Here is a 14,302-nt window from a genome sequence, read left to right on the forward strand (position 1 = left end):
AACAGCCTTCTGTTCGGCCGACGTCAAAGCCTGCGCGCCCTGGCCAACGCCCCTCTTGATCGTCTCCTCGCTCTCGTCCATAAGCGCGCCGTCGCAAGACTTTCGCCGCGCGCGAAACGGCCCTCCACAAGCCAGGGAAACACCATGACCGATCAGCCCGCCTTCAAACCGCTCGTTTTTTCCGGCGTCCAGCCAACCGGCAATCTGCATCTCGGCAATTATCTCGGCGCCATCAAGAAATTCGTCGCCCTGCAGGACACCTCCGACTGTATCTATTGCGTCGTCGATCTGCATTCGCTGACCGCACAGCTCGTCTATGAGGATCTTCAGGACCAGACGCGTTCGATCACCGCGGCGTTTCTCGCCTCGGGCATCGACCCGAAAAAACACATCGTCTTCAACCAGTCGCGGGTGATGCAGCACGCCGAGCTTGCCTGGATCTTCAACTGCGTGGCGCGCATCGGTTGGATGAACCGCATGACGCAGTTCAAGGACAAGGCCGGCAAGGACCGCGAGAACGCCTCGCTCGGCCTGCTCGCCTATCCCTCCCTGATGGCCGCCGACATCCTCGTCTACCGCGCCACCCACGTGCCGGTCGGCGACGACCAGAAGCAGCATCTGGAGCTGACCCGCGACATCGCGCAGAAATTCAACAACGACTTTTCGGACCGCATCGCAGCGCTTGGCGTCGGCGTCGAAATGGAGGTCGGCGAAGAGACGGTGAACGGCTATTTCCCGCTGACCGAGCCGGTCATCGGCGGCCCGGCAGCGCGCATCATGTCGCTGCGCGACGGTTCGAAGAAGATGTCGAAATCCGATCCGTCGGACCTGTCGCGCATCAACCTGACCGACGATGCCGACGCCATCTCGAAGAAAATCCGCAAGGCCAAGACCGACCCGGAGGCTTTGCCCGGCGAACTGGACGGGCTTGCCGGCCGGCCGGAAGCGGAAAACCTCGTCGGCATCTATGCCGGCCTCGCCGAAATCTCGAAAGAGGCGGTGCTGAAGGAATATGGCGGCCAGCAGTTTTCGGTGTTCAAGCCGGCGCTGGCCGACCTTGCGGTGGAAAAGCTGGCGCCGATCGCCGGCGAGATGCGCCGCATCTCCGGCGACCGCGCCTATGTCGACGCGGTGCTGCGCGATGGCGGCGAGCGTGCCGGCACATTGGCCGAAGCGACCATGAAGACCGTGCGCGACATTATCGGCCTGCTGCAAGGCTAATGCATGTCGCGCAAAAGTGTGCAGCGGTTTTGCGATAACGACATGCATAAAACAAGAACCTGAAGCGCGTCGCTGGTCGAACGCATCGCGCTTTAAGCTGCACCAGCATTGCCACAGCCGCCGGTCGCTTGCGGGCGGGCTGTGGCGGTGGCAGATTGCGGCCGAAACCATCGAACAGGGTGAATATGGTCTCCAAACGCCTCAGCCGCGAAGTCGGTCATCGCCGCAAGTTCCTGGCGATCATCGACGATACGCCCGAATGCGAGCGCGCCGTCGCCTACGCCTCGAAGCGGGCGCAAAGCACGGGCGGCGTGCTGGTGCTGCTCTATGTCATCGAGCCGGATGATTTCCAGCACTGGCTGGGCGTCGAGAAGATCATGCGCGAGGAGGCGACCGCCACGGCGCGTGCCGCACTGGACAGCTACGCCAACAAGGTGCGCCAGAAGCTCGGCATCGAGCCGGAACTGGTGGTCCGCGAGGGCAAGCCTACCGAAGAGATCCACAAGCTGATCGAGGAAGACCAGGACATCGCCATTCTGGTGCTGGCGGCAGGCGCCGGCAAGGAAGGCCCAGGGCCGCTGGTCGGCGCGGTCGCCGGCAAGGGCGCCGCCTTTCCGATTCCCGTCACGGTGGTGCCGCAGAACCTGTCGGACGAGGAGATCGACAGCCTCGCCTAAGATGTGCTGATATTCAGGTGAGGCCGGCCTGCAAATGGCGGCTTCCTGCGCTTCCGGTGCTCACGTACCTAAAGTACGCTCCGCTCCGGTTCTCGGAAACCACCATTTTCGGCTCGGCCTGACCTGAATCTCAACACATCTCCAATCGTTTCAGCGAACTAGCAAAACATTCCGCCAGCCAGCCGTTCCCCCCGATGCCTTTCCCTTGAATGTCGGGCGGATAAGGCCTAATTAGAATTATTCCAAACTAGCTGCCCGAAACGGGCACGGAGACGGCCATGTTCATCCAGACCGAGTCGACGCCAAACCCGGCGACGCTGAAATTCCTGCCCGGCAAGGAAGTGCTGCAAGAAGGCACCGCCGATTTCCGCGATGCCGACAGTGCCGCGACGGCTTCGCCGCTCGCCGGCCGGCTGTTCGAAATCCCCGGCGTCACCGGCGTCTTCTTCGGCTATGATTTCATCACCGTGACCAAGGACGGCCCCGACTGGCAGCATCTGAAGCCGGCTATCCTCGGCGCCATCATGGAGCATTTCATGTCCGGCGCCCCGGTGATGGCCAAGGCCGGCCCCGCCGCCGAGACCAGCCAGACCGGCGAATTCTACGACAAGGCCGACGAGGAGCTGGTCGTCACCATCAAGGAGCTGCTCGACACGCGGGTGCGCCCGGCGGTGGCCCAGGATGGCGGCGACATCACCTTCCGCGGCTTCGAGAACGGCACCGTGTTCCTGCACATGAAGGGCGCCTGCGCCGGCTGCCCGTCGTCGACGGCGACGCTGAAGCACGGCATCCAGAACCTGCTCCGGCACTTTGTGCCGGAAGTGCAGCATGTCGAACAGGTCTCCTGACGCGACGTTCCATCGTCAACATCGATAGACAACAAAAAACCGGGCCAAAGTGCCCGGTTTTCTGTTTGCGACGTCTGTGTTGTTGCCTAGACGGTCCGCGTATAAGGGTTTTATATCACAATGACCTTGGCGCCGACCGAGGTGCGGTCGTAGAGGTCGATAATGTCCTGGTTCATCAGCCGGATGCAGCCCGACGACATCGCCTTGCCGATCGAATTCCATTCCGGGCTGCCATGCAGGCGATAACCCATGTCGCCGCCCTTGTTGAACAGGTACATGGCGCGCGCGCCGAGCGGGTTCTTCAATCCCGGCTCCATGCCACCGGCAAACTTGGCCAGCTCCGGCTGCCGCTTGATCATCTGCGAAGGCGGTGTCCAGGTCGGCCATTCGCGCTTCAGCGCGATATGGGCGGTGCCGTGCCATTCGAAACCCTCACGGCCGACGCCGATGCCGTAGCGCATCGCTTCGCCGTCGCCCATGACGAAGTAGAGGAACTTGTTCTGCGTATCGACGATGATGGTGCCCGGCTTTTCCCTGGTGTCGTAGTCGACGATCTGCCGGCGGTATTTGAACGGCACCTTTTCGATCGGAACGCGCGGCAAATGATAGCCGGCGTCGGTCACCGCGCCGTAGTTGTTGGTGAAGATCTGCGAGCCGATGGTGCTGCAACCGGCGACAGCCGTCGACAGCGCCAGGGCCGCGACGATTGCAAGTGACTTCATGCGCATGAAAAGGTCCGATGCCTGCCCAAACAACAGCGGCTCGAGTCGGCCGCTTTTTTCATCTTCATTCATGCTGGCATTTGCTTTGCTTGCCAAGCGGGCGATGCCTACATCCTTGGACTTGCGTGCTGGTAAACCTGCGACTATGGCATTTCGGCAACAGCCCCCGCAGGATTATGTTGCAAAATCAATGGGCCAGGAACAAGAACCCCGAGCCGAGGAAATCACTCATGGATGTCGGTGACGCTGCCCGGCGCTCTGGCCTGCGGCCAAGACCATCCGTTGCAACGAGGAGATCGGCCTGAGACGCGGCCGCCGCAAGGGAAAGTCCAGACAGGCCGGGTTTAATAAAGGACGCCGCGAAGCACGGTCCAAGCCAGAAGCCCGAACGTGCCGATCACCACCAATGCACCAAGGACCGTGCCGATCTTTTCAGGCAATCCATCGGGGCGACCAGGATCGTTGGCCATTCAACTATCGATCATGACGTAGGCCGCACCAAACACGGCAACGATAATTGCCCCAAGCACCGCCCAGCCTCTGATGGCCGAGCGGATTTCCTCCGGCGTCGCCGATTTCCGGTCGTCATCTTCCGTCATCTAATGCTCCTCCTAGAATCCGTGGCAGACATTGAAAGCGCAAGCTGCAACGTGCGCCGTCCGAGAGCAAGCGTTCCCCAGCCTTCGACACTCCGCAAAGCGCGGGCGGCGGTCACGATCCCGGCGGGCGGTACCGGATCGACTTCGCTTTGCCAAGCGCGTCCATCGTCTCTTCGACACTTAACAGGACGGTGGTCTCGTACGAGCTGAGCGCGCCTCCCGCACCGATGGCCAGCATGACAGAGGCCATCGACACGTTGTCCGGCGCCTCCCACAGGTTCCAGCCATCGTACTCTCCGAAGGCATACCAGAACCCGTGCAGCTTTCCGCCGACTGACTCGATGTAGGAACGGGCAGCCTCGCGTCTGTCCTCGGGATTATCCATCAAGCGCGCCCAGGTTTCGGGCCTGTAGCTGAATCGCGTAAGATACATCGGCATGGTTCGTCTCCTCCCAGAGCTGCCCCCACCAAGACAGTTAAGCGCCCCAATCCGGGAGAACGCGAGTCGTTTCCGAGGCGTAGTACCGCTGGCTTAGTTGCGGGGCCGCTAATAGACCTGTTTCAATTGCCTTTCCCAAGGGGAGTAAGGTCAATGGCCGCATATCTCATTGCTGATGTAGACATAACCGACGCCGCCGTTTTCGAGGAATACCGCCGGGACGTGCCGGCAACCGAAGCCCGCTACGGGGGGAGGTACATCGCTCGCGGCGGAGCCACCAAAGTTCTGGAGGGCGATTGGGAACCTCATCGCCTCGTCATTGTCGAATTTCCGGACATGGCGTCCCTCCTGGCATGGTACGATTCTCCAGAATACGGCCGCCTCAAAGCCATCCGCGAACGCTGCGCAAAGACGAGAATTATTGCCCTGGAAGGGATGATGCCGGTTAGTTAGAGGCTCGGGTCTGCCAACCAGATAATCGCCCGCAAACTGAAACTTGCGTAATGCCCCGTTTTCACAGAGAGCCATTCCCCTACGGCTGGGTAGGGCCTAGCGTGGAATTAGGGATATTTGCTGCCTGCAATCTGCCTGGCGCGGCCTTCGGCAGTTGGCGATTTGCGAGTTAGCGGAGTACACCTGACCGCCAGTTGTCCTGTACGAGTAACATATTCCAGACAGGATTTATTTGGTGTGTCTGGGATACAAGCATTAACGTTTATCTTCACAAGCACCCCCCTGCTGACCTGCCCATACGCGGGGTAGTTTTTGCATGTTCCCTTACTCGAATAAGGAACGTTCGCCTGGCTAGTGCATGCCGATGCGCCGCCAGCAATGGCAATAACGATTGCTATGCGGATCATGTGTTCTCCCGACGCCACTCGCGGATAGGTAGCACCGCGAGACCTCTAGGGGAAGACGGGTATGTCAACCGGATAATCGCCCCCAAAAAGGCGATTGTATATTTGACAAACCCGGCTGGTGGCGGGTCAATTGGCGTGCTAGTTTTCCCCAAAGATGAGCAAAAAAAGGGGGGAGAATTCGCATGGTAAATTACACTCCGATTCTAAGATGGAAGCAAGGAGAGCGCTCGGCGTTGAGCAACCTTAGTCCAGCGGGCCGCACCAACGTTGTGCCGCTTATTGTGATAGGTCAGTTGAGCTACGGGGATACTAAGCCGCCCAAGGCACCCCCGAAAACACCGCCCAAGAACGCGCCGCTGAGCTCTCCCGATGCATTTGTTAAGCAGGTCAGTGATTCGTGGGGGACCGGCAAGATATTCATTGACGCCGCCGATCTGCCGGGGACCCCGGCGTTTCATCATCTTGACAACATAAGAGCAAGTGCGAACGCCGCTGGGCTCACACTTGTACCGTCAGTAAAGTACTTGGCTCCTCCGGCCTATCATTCAGCGGTTGCACGCATGATCGCGGCCGATAACAGGGGCGCTGCGCTACGCGTCACGCTGAATGAAATGACCAACCTCGCGAACTTGGTCGACAACTGGTACTGCCCGATAGCCCAAACCGACTTGATCGTTGACCTTGGCGGCAGCGTCGGAACTGCGATGGCGTTGGGCGCGGCTACCCGCACCGTTTTTCAGAATTTGCATCAAGCCCAAGCGTGGCGCTCTGTGACGGTCGCGGGTGGGAATATTCCAGCTACGCTGACCGGATACCTAGTTGGCCAAACGATGTTGGCGCGCGCGGAACTCGACCTGTGGCAAGCTCTTGTTGCCCATCCCGTTGGCTACGTCCTGCACTTCGGAGACTACGCGACGGTAGGCCCTGACGCTTCCACCGACAGCATACCTGGCCCTGTGCCTATCAACGCTAAATATACTCCTCACGGCCAGTTTCAGGTATTCCATGGCGTGAAAATCAAGGGACCCGGCGCCGTCGCCCGCGACGTCCAATACCGCAGCTATGCTGCATCCATTGTGGCGCTTCCTCAGCGTGTGCCATTGCCAATTTGCTGGGGCGACCTGACTATTAATGCTATCGCGGGTGTACCCGGTACTTCAGCAGGTAGCCCGGCCACTTGGGTCGCATACGGCATCAACAGGCATATTGAGCTTACCCGTAGCCAGTTGCCCTAGCTTCATTCGCGCCTTCAGCGCCTTGCGAACTTCGTCGGATAGCTGCTTGGGCGATAAGCTTGTCAAAAGACGGTTGGCAATTTCGGCGGACCTCTTGGTCCGCCAGCCATCCGCCAAGCCGTGCGCTTCGAGGGCCGATATTGCCTCTTCCCGCCACAGCATTTGAACGACTACGCTAAGGTCGAGGGAAGGGTTCTTGCGGCCTTTGCGTTTCAACGTGAGACGTATCTGATCATTCTGCATGGTTGCGACCGTGCACCCCCACCATGCAGGTATCAGGGGAAGAGCTTTGTCGGCGAGTTTGTCGCCGACAACGAGTGTCATACGGTCAAATACCTTGTTGTAAATCTCAACCTGATACGGGAGCCTAAGTACGGTGTCGGCATTACTCTTAAGCTCATAGCCAGAAAGTTCACCGTTGATGACAGCCATATCAACACGGACTGTCGATCCCCAAACACCCATTTCCTCGACGATGCGTGTCGAGGGATCGTCTTTATGGAGGGCATCAAGCTTAAACTTGATCGCCCGCCTTACATCCGCGTCTCGCATTCAGGTCCTTGAAAAACGGGTTCGTTTCGGCAGCGTAACGGCAAAAAAGTTAACAATGCTTTTACCGGTTGGTCAAGGAATCGCAGGTTGCAAGCCGGCCCTATTCCTCTTTATTTCTCTGGGTTTCGTGTTTGGGCGGCGGCGATTTCACCACCTTCTTCAGCACACGGTCAAAGGCTTCCTCTGACTCGTCGGTTTTTAGCTCGCGAGCGGCCTCTTTGAACTTTTCAACTTGCGACTTTTCCTTTCGTCCGGGCATTCTGGCGCTCCTTTCCCTGGGGCGGGCATGATGCGGCAATCTCTAATCATATACTGCGACGAATCTGACGATAAGGGCGAATTCTACTCACATTTCTATGGTGGCGCTTTGATAAATGCGCGCGACCAAAGCACGTTAACTGATTTGCTAAATTTGAAAAAAGAGCAACTGAACATCCACTCGGAAATGAAGTGGGATAGGGTCACTGCATCCTATAAGGATAAATATATAGAGTTTATAAAATACTATTTCGAGTTTGTTCGGGATGGCAGGATAAAACTAAGAATTATGTTCACTCAGAACATTAATCAGGCACGAGGTCTGACAGATGAGCACATCGGTAATGATTATTTTCTTCTATACTATCAATTCGTGAAGCACTCTTTTGGCCTTCGCTATTGCAACGGAGGCCATGTAAGCACACAAGTTACTCTCCTTCTCGATGACGTTCCGCAGACCAGCTCCAAGTTTGAGCTGTTCAAGGACTATATGTCTTCTCTGTCTGCATTCCCGATCTGGAGGCAGGCGCGGGTGACAATCAAGAAGGACGACATTGCCTCCATCAACTCGAAGGCTCATCCGGTCCTGCAAGGCCTAGACATTGTGCTAGGGTCGATGCAGTCGCGGCTAAATGAAAAGCACACTCGACCGCCGAAACCCCGCGCTCGACGGTCGAAGCGAGCTGTCGCTAAGGAGGCTGTGTACAAAGCTATCAAAGATGAAATTTGGTCGCTCTATCCAAACTTCAATGTTGGCACCAGTACCGCATGCGCGAAGGGGGTCGAGGAGAGATGGTCACACCCGTACAGGCACTGGTTGTTCAAGCCAAACAACAGCATCCAGGATCTGAAAAGAGGTAAAAGAAAGAAGCCCCACTAAGACCTACGTGAGTACCCTACGTATGAACGTAAGGCTTCGACCGAAGCAGGGCTCACCAATCAAGATATAGCGTTTTAGGACCAATTCAAGACCATTAGGCTTGACATGGTGAAATAAACACATATATGGCGCGCCGCTCGTTTCGTTACCGAAACTTTCTGGGTTTGTAGCGTGTTTCGCCCTTCCAAAGTGGGAGCTTCAACTGCACCGGCTTCCGATAGTGGTCATGCTTCGCGGAAATGAGGCCCATGGTAGGTCAGGCGCTTACCCTTGGCGCCCTTCAAGGCAATGAGGGAGCGAACGTTGTCTTCGATGCCCATGGCTGACCGGTTCGAATAGCGGAAGTCGAACTCTGCCAGATAGCGGTGCAGGTGGTGTTCCGCGCAATGCTGGTAAACGCCCTTCATGCCGCGCTTGAAGATGCTGTAGAAGCCTTCCACGGTGTTGGTGTGGACGGTCTTTTCGCCTTCGTAGCGGACATACTCGTCCTTGGAATGCGTGACGACATCGTGGGAAGCGAATTCCTGGCCCACGCGGCGATACATGCCAGCCTCATCCGTCATCAACGCGCTTTCCCTGGCAATGTTGGCGCGAACGATCGGCATGATGGTGCCAATGCGGGCGGTATCGACATGGAAGGAACGAGCGCGGCCACCGCGTTCGACAAGTGTGACAACGGTGTTCTTATGCGAGCCACCGCCGGTCCTAACCGGTGTGCCAGCCAGACGGCCAATATAGGTTTCGTCAACCTCGACGGTCTTGCCGTTGCCGCCCATGGGCGAGAAATCTCCAGACCGCATGGCCTCACGAATGCGATGGCAGAGGAACCAAGCGGTCTTGTAGGTGACTTCCAAGACTCGGTGCATCTGGTGGGCTCTGATACCCTTCTTTGACGAACACATGAGGTGGATGGCCTGCAACCACTTGTGCAAGGGCAGATGGCTTTCCTCGAAGATCGAGCCCGTGCGAACCGTGAACTGCGAACGGCAAGCGCCGCACTTGTACAGGCCATGACGCTCAACGCCGTAAGGGTTCTTCTTCGAAGCCTTCGAACGGACGCCAGCCAGCTTGTAGTGCTTGTCCATTGATCCGCACTTGGGGCAAACCGGACCCTGTGGCCACAACATACCCTCGACGTGTTCGAAGGCCGCAGCTTCATCGTGGAAGTAGGGGCGGGACAGAACGGACATGGCGATAACTCCTTGGAATCGTTATCGCTCATCCCGTTGGGTTTGTCAAATATATAATCGCCCCCAAAAAGCAGGTTCAAACCGTGAACAAAATCTGGCATGGTGCGGCCATGCCGATTATCTCACCGATTCCTCTCAACCCGCTCATCGATGGCCGACAGTCGGAACGCGCCATGCTGGTCAGGCGCGGCGTGCAGCGGCTGCTCAAGCAGATGGGCGCGCATGTTTTGCCCGAACTGTCGCTGGCCACCGGGCGCCGCGCCGATCTCGTGGCGCTGACCCGCCATGGCGACATCTGGATCATCGAGATCAAGTCCTCGGTCGAGGATTTCAGGGTCGACCGCAAATGGCCGGACTACCGGCTGCATTCCGACCGTTTCTTCTTCGCCACCCATCCCGGCGTGCCTTCAGAAATCTTTCCGGAGGAATGCGGCTTCATTCTCTCCGACGGTTACGGCGCCGAGATTTTGCGCGATGCGCCCGAGCACCGCATGGCGGCGGCAACGCGCAAGGCGCTGATGCTGAGGATCGCACGCGCCGGTGCGTCGCGGCTGCTCGCGGCCGAGCTTGCCGGCGTGTCGGTGCCGGCGCTGGACGGCGAGAGCGAGTAGGGGGGGTGCGCTCGTCATAATTTTGGACGTCGCGCTGCCCCTCATCCGGCTGCCGCCACCTTCTCCCCGTATAGTGACGGGGAGAAGGGCGCGAACCGGCGGGAAGGACTGCCATTCCGACACGACGTAGGCTCCATTTCCTTGCCCCATTTGGCGTGCGGGTCGATCCTGGCGAAGAACGCCTCCAACTGGCGAGGCTTTCGACCTGGTGATGTGACCCGATCGTCGCTTCCCGCGCGCCGATCGATCCGGTCATGATCTGGAACTTGAGGTCGTCGAGACCGATCTGCGAGCCGATCTCGCGTTCCCATTTCTTCAACAGAGCACGGCCTGCTTGTGGCCGAATTTTGCGTCGATCTGCCATCTGGCACTAAACATCGCCGCCTCCTTATTCGTCCCAGGCCTGCACGACCGTCTGCCGTGCGATCAGGCCGTTCTTCAGCTCGAGCATCGCCGCGCAGAACACCTTGGTCCCGTCCGGATAGGCGCAGGCCTGGGTAAAGGCGAGATTGTTGCCGTCGGCGATGGTGGTGTCGACCTTGTGGGTCATCGCCCGGCTGCAAATGTCGTCCCAGAACGTGGTGATCGCAGCGCGCCCGCGGATTTCGCGCGGCTTGCTCGGCGGGTTGTTGCGGTCGATCACCCGCACCAATGCGTCGTCGGCATAGAAGCTCGCCAGCAATTTTCCATCACGGCCCTCAATCGCCTTCTTGATCGCAGCGCCGTCTATCGTCTGTGTCTTGGTCAGCAATTTTTCCTCCATAGGCCCGTCTTCTCGGATCGGGTGGTTGCTTGATCAGGCACTGCCCGGCGCTCGCCGCCGGGCAGTGGCTTCTTCACTGCGACTTCGCCTTGACGGCCGCGAACACCTCGTCGGACTGCTTCTTGAAAGTGGCGAGATCGACCTGGCTGCCGTTGAGCATCGTCGACCAGTGGCGCACGATCGCCGCCATCGCCACCGCCTCCTTGATCTCCTCGTCGCTGGCGCCATTCAGCTTGGCCGCCTGCGTGTGGAAATAGATGCAGTACTGGCAGGGGATCTGCGAGGCGACGGCGAGGCCCATCAATTCCTTGGTCTTGCCGTCGAGCGCGGTGTTCGGGTTGAGCTGCACGCCCTTGATCTCGGCCCAGGCGCCGGCAACGGCGACGTCCGGCAGCGTCTTGAACATGTCCGGTACCGAGCCGAGCGTTGCCTGAATGTCCTTGTAGGCAGCCGTCGCCGAGGCGTCTTCGGCCTTGGCAGGAACGATCGCCAACAGCGCGCCAACGCCTGCCGCCAGCACCAGTGATTTGAGTGTCGACTTCAGCATTTTATTCCTCCCTTCGCAGCGCCTTTCCCGGCGACATCCGCCTGGCCTGCATGGGACGAAGTGATAGCGCTTACGCATGCCCGGCCGCTTCGCCCGAAAGCGCCATGGCTCCTATGGCCCGTGCGGGCCAGCGTGCCGGGCCGAGAACGCCGCCGCCGCCGCCCGCGACGGCAGGTCCAGCTTGAGCAGAATATTGGCGACGTGGCGCTTGACAGTGTGTTCGCTCAGCCCGAGTTCGGCGGCGATCGCGGCATTGCTCTTGCCATCGGCGATGAGGTTCACCACCTCGCTTTCGCGCGCCGTCAGTGCGGCCGGCTCGGCAGCCTTGGCCTTCGGCCGGCAGGCCGGCTCCAGATGCTGTTCCGAGGTCGCCTGCACCAGCGCCAGCGGCTCATCCAGCTCGTCAAGCGCGATGCGCCCGGCGTCATTGAAATGAAGGCCTGAACCGGCGGCGAGGTCGGCGACCAGCCGCGAAGCGAGGATGTCGCCGCGCCCGGCATGCGCGGCAAGCTGCATCGTCACGCGCGCCGTCAATCCCGTTGGCGGCCCACGCAACTCGACCTCGCCGACATGCACGCCCTGCGCGCTGGCGATGCCGATCTCCTGCGCCGCATCGCGCAGCGCCGCCGCGCAGCGTACGGCCCGCGCCGGGCCGTCGAAGCGCGCCATCATCAGCTCGCCATGCGTGCCGGCCGGGCGGCCGCCATGGCGCCCGACCAGCAGCCGCCATGTTTCCTGAAAACGCTGGGTGCGCTCGCTCCACATGCGGTCGCCAAGCCGCGCCGTGTCGTAGATCCGGGTGACCAGCAGTGCAGCCAGCACGCGCTCGGCCTCGGCAACGGCGCGCGCTCCGGTCAGGAATTCCTCGATCACATCGGCCACCCGGTCGACATCGCCGGTCCAGATCGGGTGGTCGCGCCCGGCCACCTCGACCAGCCGCGAATTCGGGATCTTCCTTGCCAGGAAGCGGCTGGCCTCCGGGTCGACGCGCGCATCGTTGCGGCGATGGACCAGCAGCGTCGGTGCGCTGATCGCCGCCAGCACGCCGCGCACGTCGATAGCTGCATTCATGCGGGCCAGGGCGATTGCCGCGGTCGGGCTCGCCGACAGCCGCTCGAAGCGCGCCCACCATGTGGCGAAACGCGGATCGTCGACGCGGCCGGGCGCGAAATGCGGCAGGGTGGCGCCGGTGCCCCATGCGGTCTCCGCCGTCGCGATGAACGCCTCAAGGCGTTCCGGCGGCATCACCCATTTGTGGAAATGCGCATAGCCGCCATAAAGCGCCAGCGCCCGCGTCCGCTCCGGGTAGGTGGCGGCGAACAGCATTGCCATCGGCGCGCCTTCCGAAGCGCCGAGCAAGGCGGCGCGGCCGCTGCCGGTCGCATCCATCACCGCGCGTACATCGTCCATGCGGGTTTCGAGGCTGGGCAGATGGTGGGCATCGACGCGATCGGACAGACCGGTGCCGCGCTTGTCGAACAGGATCAGCCGCGAGAACGCGGAAAGCCGCTTCAACAGCCGGGTGTAGCCCTCGTCTTCCCAGTGCAGGTCGAGATTGGAAATGAAACCCGGCACGAAGACGAGATCGAGCGATCCCTGGCCGACCACCTGATAGGCGATCCGCACGTCGCCACTGAGCGCGTATCGAGTTTCGATCGGCCTCACGAGGTTTGTCCGCCCGACCCGACGATTTCCTGTCGCCGATCATAGCAGAGGCGCGTAGCTTGCGGCAGATGAAACCTTAGAGCGAGTGAATATAGGCCGGCGGCGGCTACTTCTGTGACGCGGCGGTCTCGGTGTTCGCTCCGCCGACGCTAAAACCTGCGTCCTCCGGCGCGCCCGGCCGCTTGATGTGTGGCGCGGCCGCGACGACAAGCTCGTTGAACCCTTCGCCGCCGCTGTCAAGCATCTCGAACAATTGCCGGCGCATCCTCGGCTCCCAGAACTTGTTGATGTGCTCGGCGACGCCGGCAATGCCTTGCTCGCGCGGCTTGGAGTGGAAAAAGGCGGCGATCTGGTTGGCCATGCGAACCAGCTTTTCGCTGGTGCTCATGAGGTGGCCCTCGTCATGCGACATGCTTGGCAACTCCGGAAACCACTCGGTCAGGATGGGTGAAAATATCGAAATCGTCGCCGCGCACCAGCGCCACCAGCGTCATGCCGGAATCGTCCGCGGTGCGGATGGCAAGTGCGGTCGGCGCCGAGACGGCAATGATGACGGCCGAGCCGATCGCCGCGGTCTTCTGCACCATCTCGACCGAAACGCGCGACGTGACGACGACGGCCCCCGACCTGCCGTCGATACCGGCTTTGGCCAGCGCGCCAGCCAGCTTGTCCAGCGCGTTATGGCGGCCGACATCCTCGCGCGCCATGACGATGCCCTTGCCGGGAAGGTAAAAACCGGCGGCGTGGACGGCACCGGTCTCGGCGTGCAGCGGCTGCAGCTTCGACAAAAGCTTGACCGAGCGGACGATGTCATCGGCCTGAAGTGTAAGTTGCGACGCACCGACCGGGTTTACCGAGCGCATTGCCTCCTCGATGGATTCGATGCCGCACAGCCCGCAGCCGACCGGGCCGGCCAGCCGTCTGCGACGCGCTTCGAAGCGGGTGTTGGCGCTGTCCTTCAGCCGGATCTGGATATCGATGCCGGCGCCGTGATCCTCGACCTCGATCGCTTCGATTTCGTCCGGCGAGGCAATGATGCCTTCGGTCAGCGAGAAGCCGAGCGCGAAATCCTCGAAATCAGCCGGGCTTGCCATCATCACCGCATGCGTGGTGCCGGCAAAGGAGAACGCCACCGGCGTCTCTTCCGGCACCATGCGGTTGGCGGCCGCAGTGCCGCCGGCGCGGCGCGCGAGGCGCGAGATCTGCGCAATGGCTTTGCGGCGCGCGGTCAAGGA

General features: G+C 60.4%; 19 protein-coding genes. 7 read left to right on the plus strand and 12 right to left on the minus strand.

Annotated features, from left to right (window positions below; all coding sequences use genetic code 11):
- Positions 1-144: 144 nt before the first annotated feature.
- The 3 genes from trpS to NKI97_RS23400 all read left to right on the plus strand — a co-directional run bounded on the left by trpS (position 145) and on the right by NKI97_RS23400 (position 2,746).
- On the plus strand, positions 145-1,221 hold the full coding sequence (gene trpS / locus NKI97_RS23390) for a tryptophan--tRNA ligase (protein ID WP_352455044.1): 1,077 nt from the start codon (positions 145-147) through the stop codon (positions 1,219-1,221).
- Positions 1,222-1,406: 185 nt separating this feature from the next.
- Positions 1,407-1,898 carry a universal stress protein gene (locus NKI97_RS23395; protein WP_023676385.1) on the plus strand — a complete coding sequence of 164 codons (492 nt, stop codon included), beginning with the start codon at positions 1,407-1,409 and terminating at the stop codon, positions 1,896-1,898.
- A 278-nt stretch (positions 1,899-2,176) separates the two neighbouring features.
- Positions 2,177-2,746: a NifU family protein gene (locus NKI97_RS23400; RefSeq protein ID WP_023676386.1), complete on the plus strand. Its 570-nt coding sequence runs from the start codon at positions 2,177-2,179 to the stop codon at positions 2,744-2,746.
- Positions 2,747-2,856: 110 nt separating this feature from the next.
- On the opposite strand, the gene NKI97_RS23405 is transcribed toward NKI97_RS23400, so the two are convergent.
- From NKI97_RS23405 to NKI97_RS23420, 4 genes are all read right to left on the minus strand, one after another.
- Positions 2,857-3,474, minus strand: a complete 618-nt coding sequence (locus NKI97_RS23405; RefSeq protein ID WP_352448678.1) for a L,D-transpeptidase — start codon at positions 3,472-3,474, stop codon at positions 2,857-2,859.
- 338 nt (positions 3,475-3,812) lie between these two features.
- Complete coding sequence (locus tag NKI97_RS23410) at positions 3,813-3,938, minus strand: hypothetical protein (protein ID WP_352448513.1); 126 nt, start codon at positions 3,936-3,938, stop codon at positions 3,813-3,815.
- Positions 3,939-4,067 carry a hypothetical protein gene (locus NKI97_RS23415; RefSeq protein ID WP_302893588.1) on the minus strand — a complete coding sequence of 43 codons (129 nt, stop codon included), beginning with the start codon at positions 4,065-4,067 and terminating at the stop codon, positions 3,939-3,941.
- 112 nt (positions 4,068-4,179) lie between these two features.
- The gene (locus tag NKI97_RS23420) at positions 4,180-4,506 is read right to left on the minus strand and encodes a GYD domain-containing protein (RefSeq protein ID WP_023717906.1); all 327 of its coding nucleotides are present in this window, start codon (positions 4,504-4,506) and stop codon (positions 4,180-4,182) included.
- Between the two features lie 153 nt (positions 4,507-4,659).
- On the opposite strand from NKI97_RS23420, the gene NKI97_RS23425 reads away from it, so the two are divergent.
- On the plus strand, positions 4,660-4,959 hold the full coding sequence (locus NKI97_RS23425) for a DUF1330 domain-containing protein (protein WP_023717905.1): 300 nt from the start codon (positions 4,660-4,662) through the stop codon (positions 4,957-4,959).
- Between the two features lie 589 nt (positions 4,960-5,548).
- Positions 5,549-6,601 (plus strand): beta family protein, encoded by a 1,053-nt coding sequence (locus NKI97_RS23430; RefSeq protein WP_352836816.1) that lies wholly within the window; start codon positions 5,549-5,551, stop codon positions 6,599-6,601.
- Here NKI97_RS23430 and NKI97_RS23435 read toward each other — a convergent pair.
- Both NKI97_RS23435 and NKI97_RS23440 read right to left on the minus strand, forming a co-directional pair.
- Positions 6,524-7,153, minus strand: a complete 630-nt coding sequence (locus tag NKI97_RS23435) for a sce7726 family protein (RefSeq protein WP_352836819.1) — start codon at positions 7,151-7,153, stop codon at positions 6,524-6,526. The genes NKI97_RS23430 and NKI97_RS23435 overlap by 78 nt on opposite strands.
- Positions 7,154-7,253: 100 nt before the next feature.
- Positions 7,254-7,412 carry a hypothetical protein gene (locus NKI97_RS23440; protein ID WP_352836821.1) on the minus strand — a complete coding sequence of 53 codons (159 nt, stop codon included), beginning with the start codon at positions 7,410-7,412 and terminating at the stop codon, positions 7,254-7,256.
- 27 nt (positions 7,413-7,439) lie between these two features.
- Here NKI97_RS23440 and NKI97_RS23445 point away from each other — a divergent pair, with 27 nt between their 5' ends.
- The gene (locus tag NKI97_RS23445) at positions 7,440-8,291 is read left to right on the plus strand and encodes a DUF3800 domain-containing protein (RefSeq protein ID WP_352836824.1); all 852 of its coding nucleotides are present in this window, start codon (positions 7,440-7,442) and stop codon (positions 8,289-8,291) included.
- Between the two features lie 224 nt (positions 8,292-8,515).
- On the opposite strand, the gene NKI97_RS23450 is transcribed toward NKI97_RS23445, so the two are convergent.
- Complete coding sequence (locus tag NKI97_RS23450; protein ID WP_352836827.1) at positions 8,516-9,481, minus strand: IS1595 family transposase; 966 nt, start codon at positions 9,479-9,481, stop codon at positions 8,516-8,518.
- A gap of 110 nt (positions 9,482-9,591) precedes the next feature.
- On the opposite strand from NKI97_RS23450, the gene NKI97_RS23455 reads away from it, so the two are divergent.
- Positions 9,592-10,092: an MmcB family DNA repair protein gene (locus tag NKI97_RS23455; protein ID WP_352836884.1), complete on the plus strand. Its 501-nt coding sequence runs from the start codon at positions 9,592-9,594 to the stop codon at positions 10,090-10,092.
- A 388-nt stretch (positions 10,093-10,480) separates the two neighbouring features.
- Here NKI97_RS23455 and NKI97_RS23460 read toward each other — a convergent pair whose 3' ends face one another.
- The 5 genes from NKI97_RS23460 to fdhD form a co-directional block, all read right to left on the minus strand.
- Positions 10,481-10,843 (minus strand): nuclear transport factor 2 family protein, encoded by a 363-nt coding sequence (locus NKI97_RS23460; protein ID WP_352836830.1) that lies wholly within the window; start codon positions 10,841-10,843, stop codon positions 10,481-10,483.
- Positions 10,844-10,928: 85 nt separating this feature from the next.
- The gene (locus NKI97_RS23465) at positions 10,929-11,402 is read right to left on the minus strand and encodes a carboxymuconolactone decarboxylase family protein (protein ID WP_352448517.1); all 474 of its coding nucleotides are present in this window, start codon (positions 11,400-11,402) and stop codon (positions 10,929-10,931) included.
- Between the two features lie 111 nt (positions 11,403-11,513).
- Positions 11,514-13,067 (minus strand): alpha/beta fold hydrolase, encoded by a 1,554-nt coding sequence (locus tag NKI97_RS23470; RefSeq protein WP_352836832.1) that lies wholly within the window; start codon positions 13,065-13,067, stop codon positions 11,514-11,516.
- 106 nt (positions 13,068-13,173) lie between these two features.
- Positions 13,174-13,479, minus strand: coding sequence for a formate dehydrogenase subunit delta (locus NKI97_RS23475; protein WP_352455048.1), 306 nt, complete (start codon positions 13,477-13,479; stop codon positions 13,174-13,176).
- The gene (gene fdhD, locus NKI97_RS23480; RefSeq protein WP_352455049.1) at positions 13,469-14,299 is read right to left on the minus strand and encodes a formate dehydrogenase accessory sulfurtransferase FdhD; all 831 of its coding nucleotides are present in this window, start codon (positions 14,297-14,299) and stop codon (positions 13,469-13,471) included. Before fdhD ends, NKI97_RS23475 begins: the two co-directional genes overlap by 11 nt.
- Positions 14,300-14,302 lie beyond the last annotated feature (3 nt).

Source organism: Mesorhizobium sp. M0296, from assembly GCF_040321675.1.
GTDB lineage: Bacteria > Pseudomonadota > Alphaproteobacteria > Rhizobiales > Rhizobiaceae > Mesorhizobium.

Coding starts and splice junctions, on each gene's coding strand:
- trpS (WP_352455044.1), top strand. CDS start 145: ATGACCGATCAGCCCGCCTTCAAACCGCTCGTTTTTTCCGGCGTCCAG.
- NKI97_RS23395 (WP_023676385.1), top strand. CDS start 1,407: ATGGTCTCCAAACGCCTCAGCCGCGAAGTCGGTCATCGCCGCAAGTTC.
- NKI97_RS23400 (WP_023676386.1), top strand. CDS start 2,177: ATGTTCATCCAGACCGAGTCGACGCCAAACCCGGCGACGCTGAAATTC.
- NKI97_RS23405 (WP_352448678.1), bottom strand. CDS start 3,474: ATGCGCATGAAGTCACTTGCAATCGTCGCGGCCCTGGCGCTGTCGACG.
- NKI97_RS23410 (WP_352448513.1), bottom strand. CDS start 3,938: ATGGCCAACGATCCTGGTCGCCCCGATGGATTGCCTGAAAAGATCGGC.
- NKI97_RS23415 (WP_302893588.1), bottom strand. CDS start 4,067: ATGACGGAAGATGACGACCGGAAATCGGCGACGCCGGAGGAAATCCGC.
- NKI97_RS23420 (WP_023717906.1), bottom strand. CDS start 4,506: ATGCCGATGTATCTTACGCGATTCAGCTACAGGCCCGAAACCTGGGCG.
- NKI97_RS23425 (WP_023717905.1), top strand. CDS start 4,660: ATGGCCGCATATCTCATTGCTGATGTAGACATAACCGACGCCGCCGTT.
- NKI97_RS23430 (WP_352836816.1), top strand. CDS start 5,549: ATGGTAAATTACACTCCGATTCTAAGATGGAAGCAAGGAGAGCGCTCG.
- NKI97_RS23435 (WP_352836819.1), bottom strand. CDS start 7,153: ATGCGAGACGCGGATGTAAGGCGGGCGATCAAGTTTAAGCTTGATGCC.
- NKI97_RS23440 (WP_352836821.1), bottom strand. CDS start 7,412: ATGCCCGGACGAAAGGAAAAGTCGCAAGTTGAAAAGTTCAAAGAGGCC.
- NKI97_RS23445 (WP_352836824.1), top strand. CDS start 7,440: ATGATGCGGCAATCTCTAATCATATACTGCGACGAATCTGACGATAAG.
- NKI97_RS23450 (WP_352836827.1), bottom strand. CDS start 9,481: ATGTCCGTTCTGTCCCGCCCCTACTTCCACGATGAAGCTGCGGCCTTC.
- NKI97_RS23455 (WP_352836884.1), top strand. CDS start 9,592: ATGCCGATTATCTCACCGATTCCTCTCAACCCGCTCATCGATGGCCGA.
- NKI97_RS23465 (WP_352448517.1), bottom strand. CDS start 11,402: ATGCTGAAGTCGACACTCAAATCACTGGTGCTGGCGGCAGGCGTTGGC.
- NKI97_RS23475 (WP_352455048.1), bottom strand. CDS start 13,479: ATGTCGCATGACGAGGGCCACCTCATGAGCACCAGCGAAAAGCTGGTT.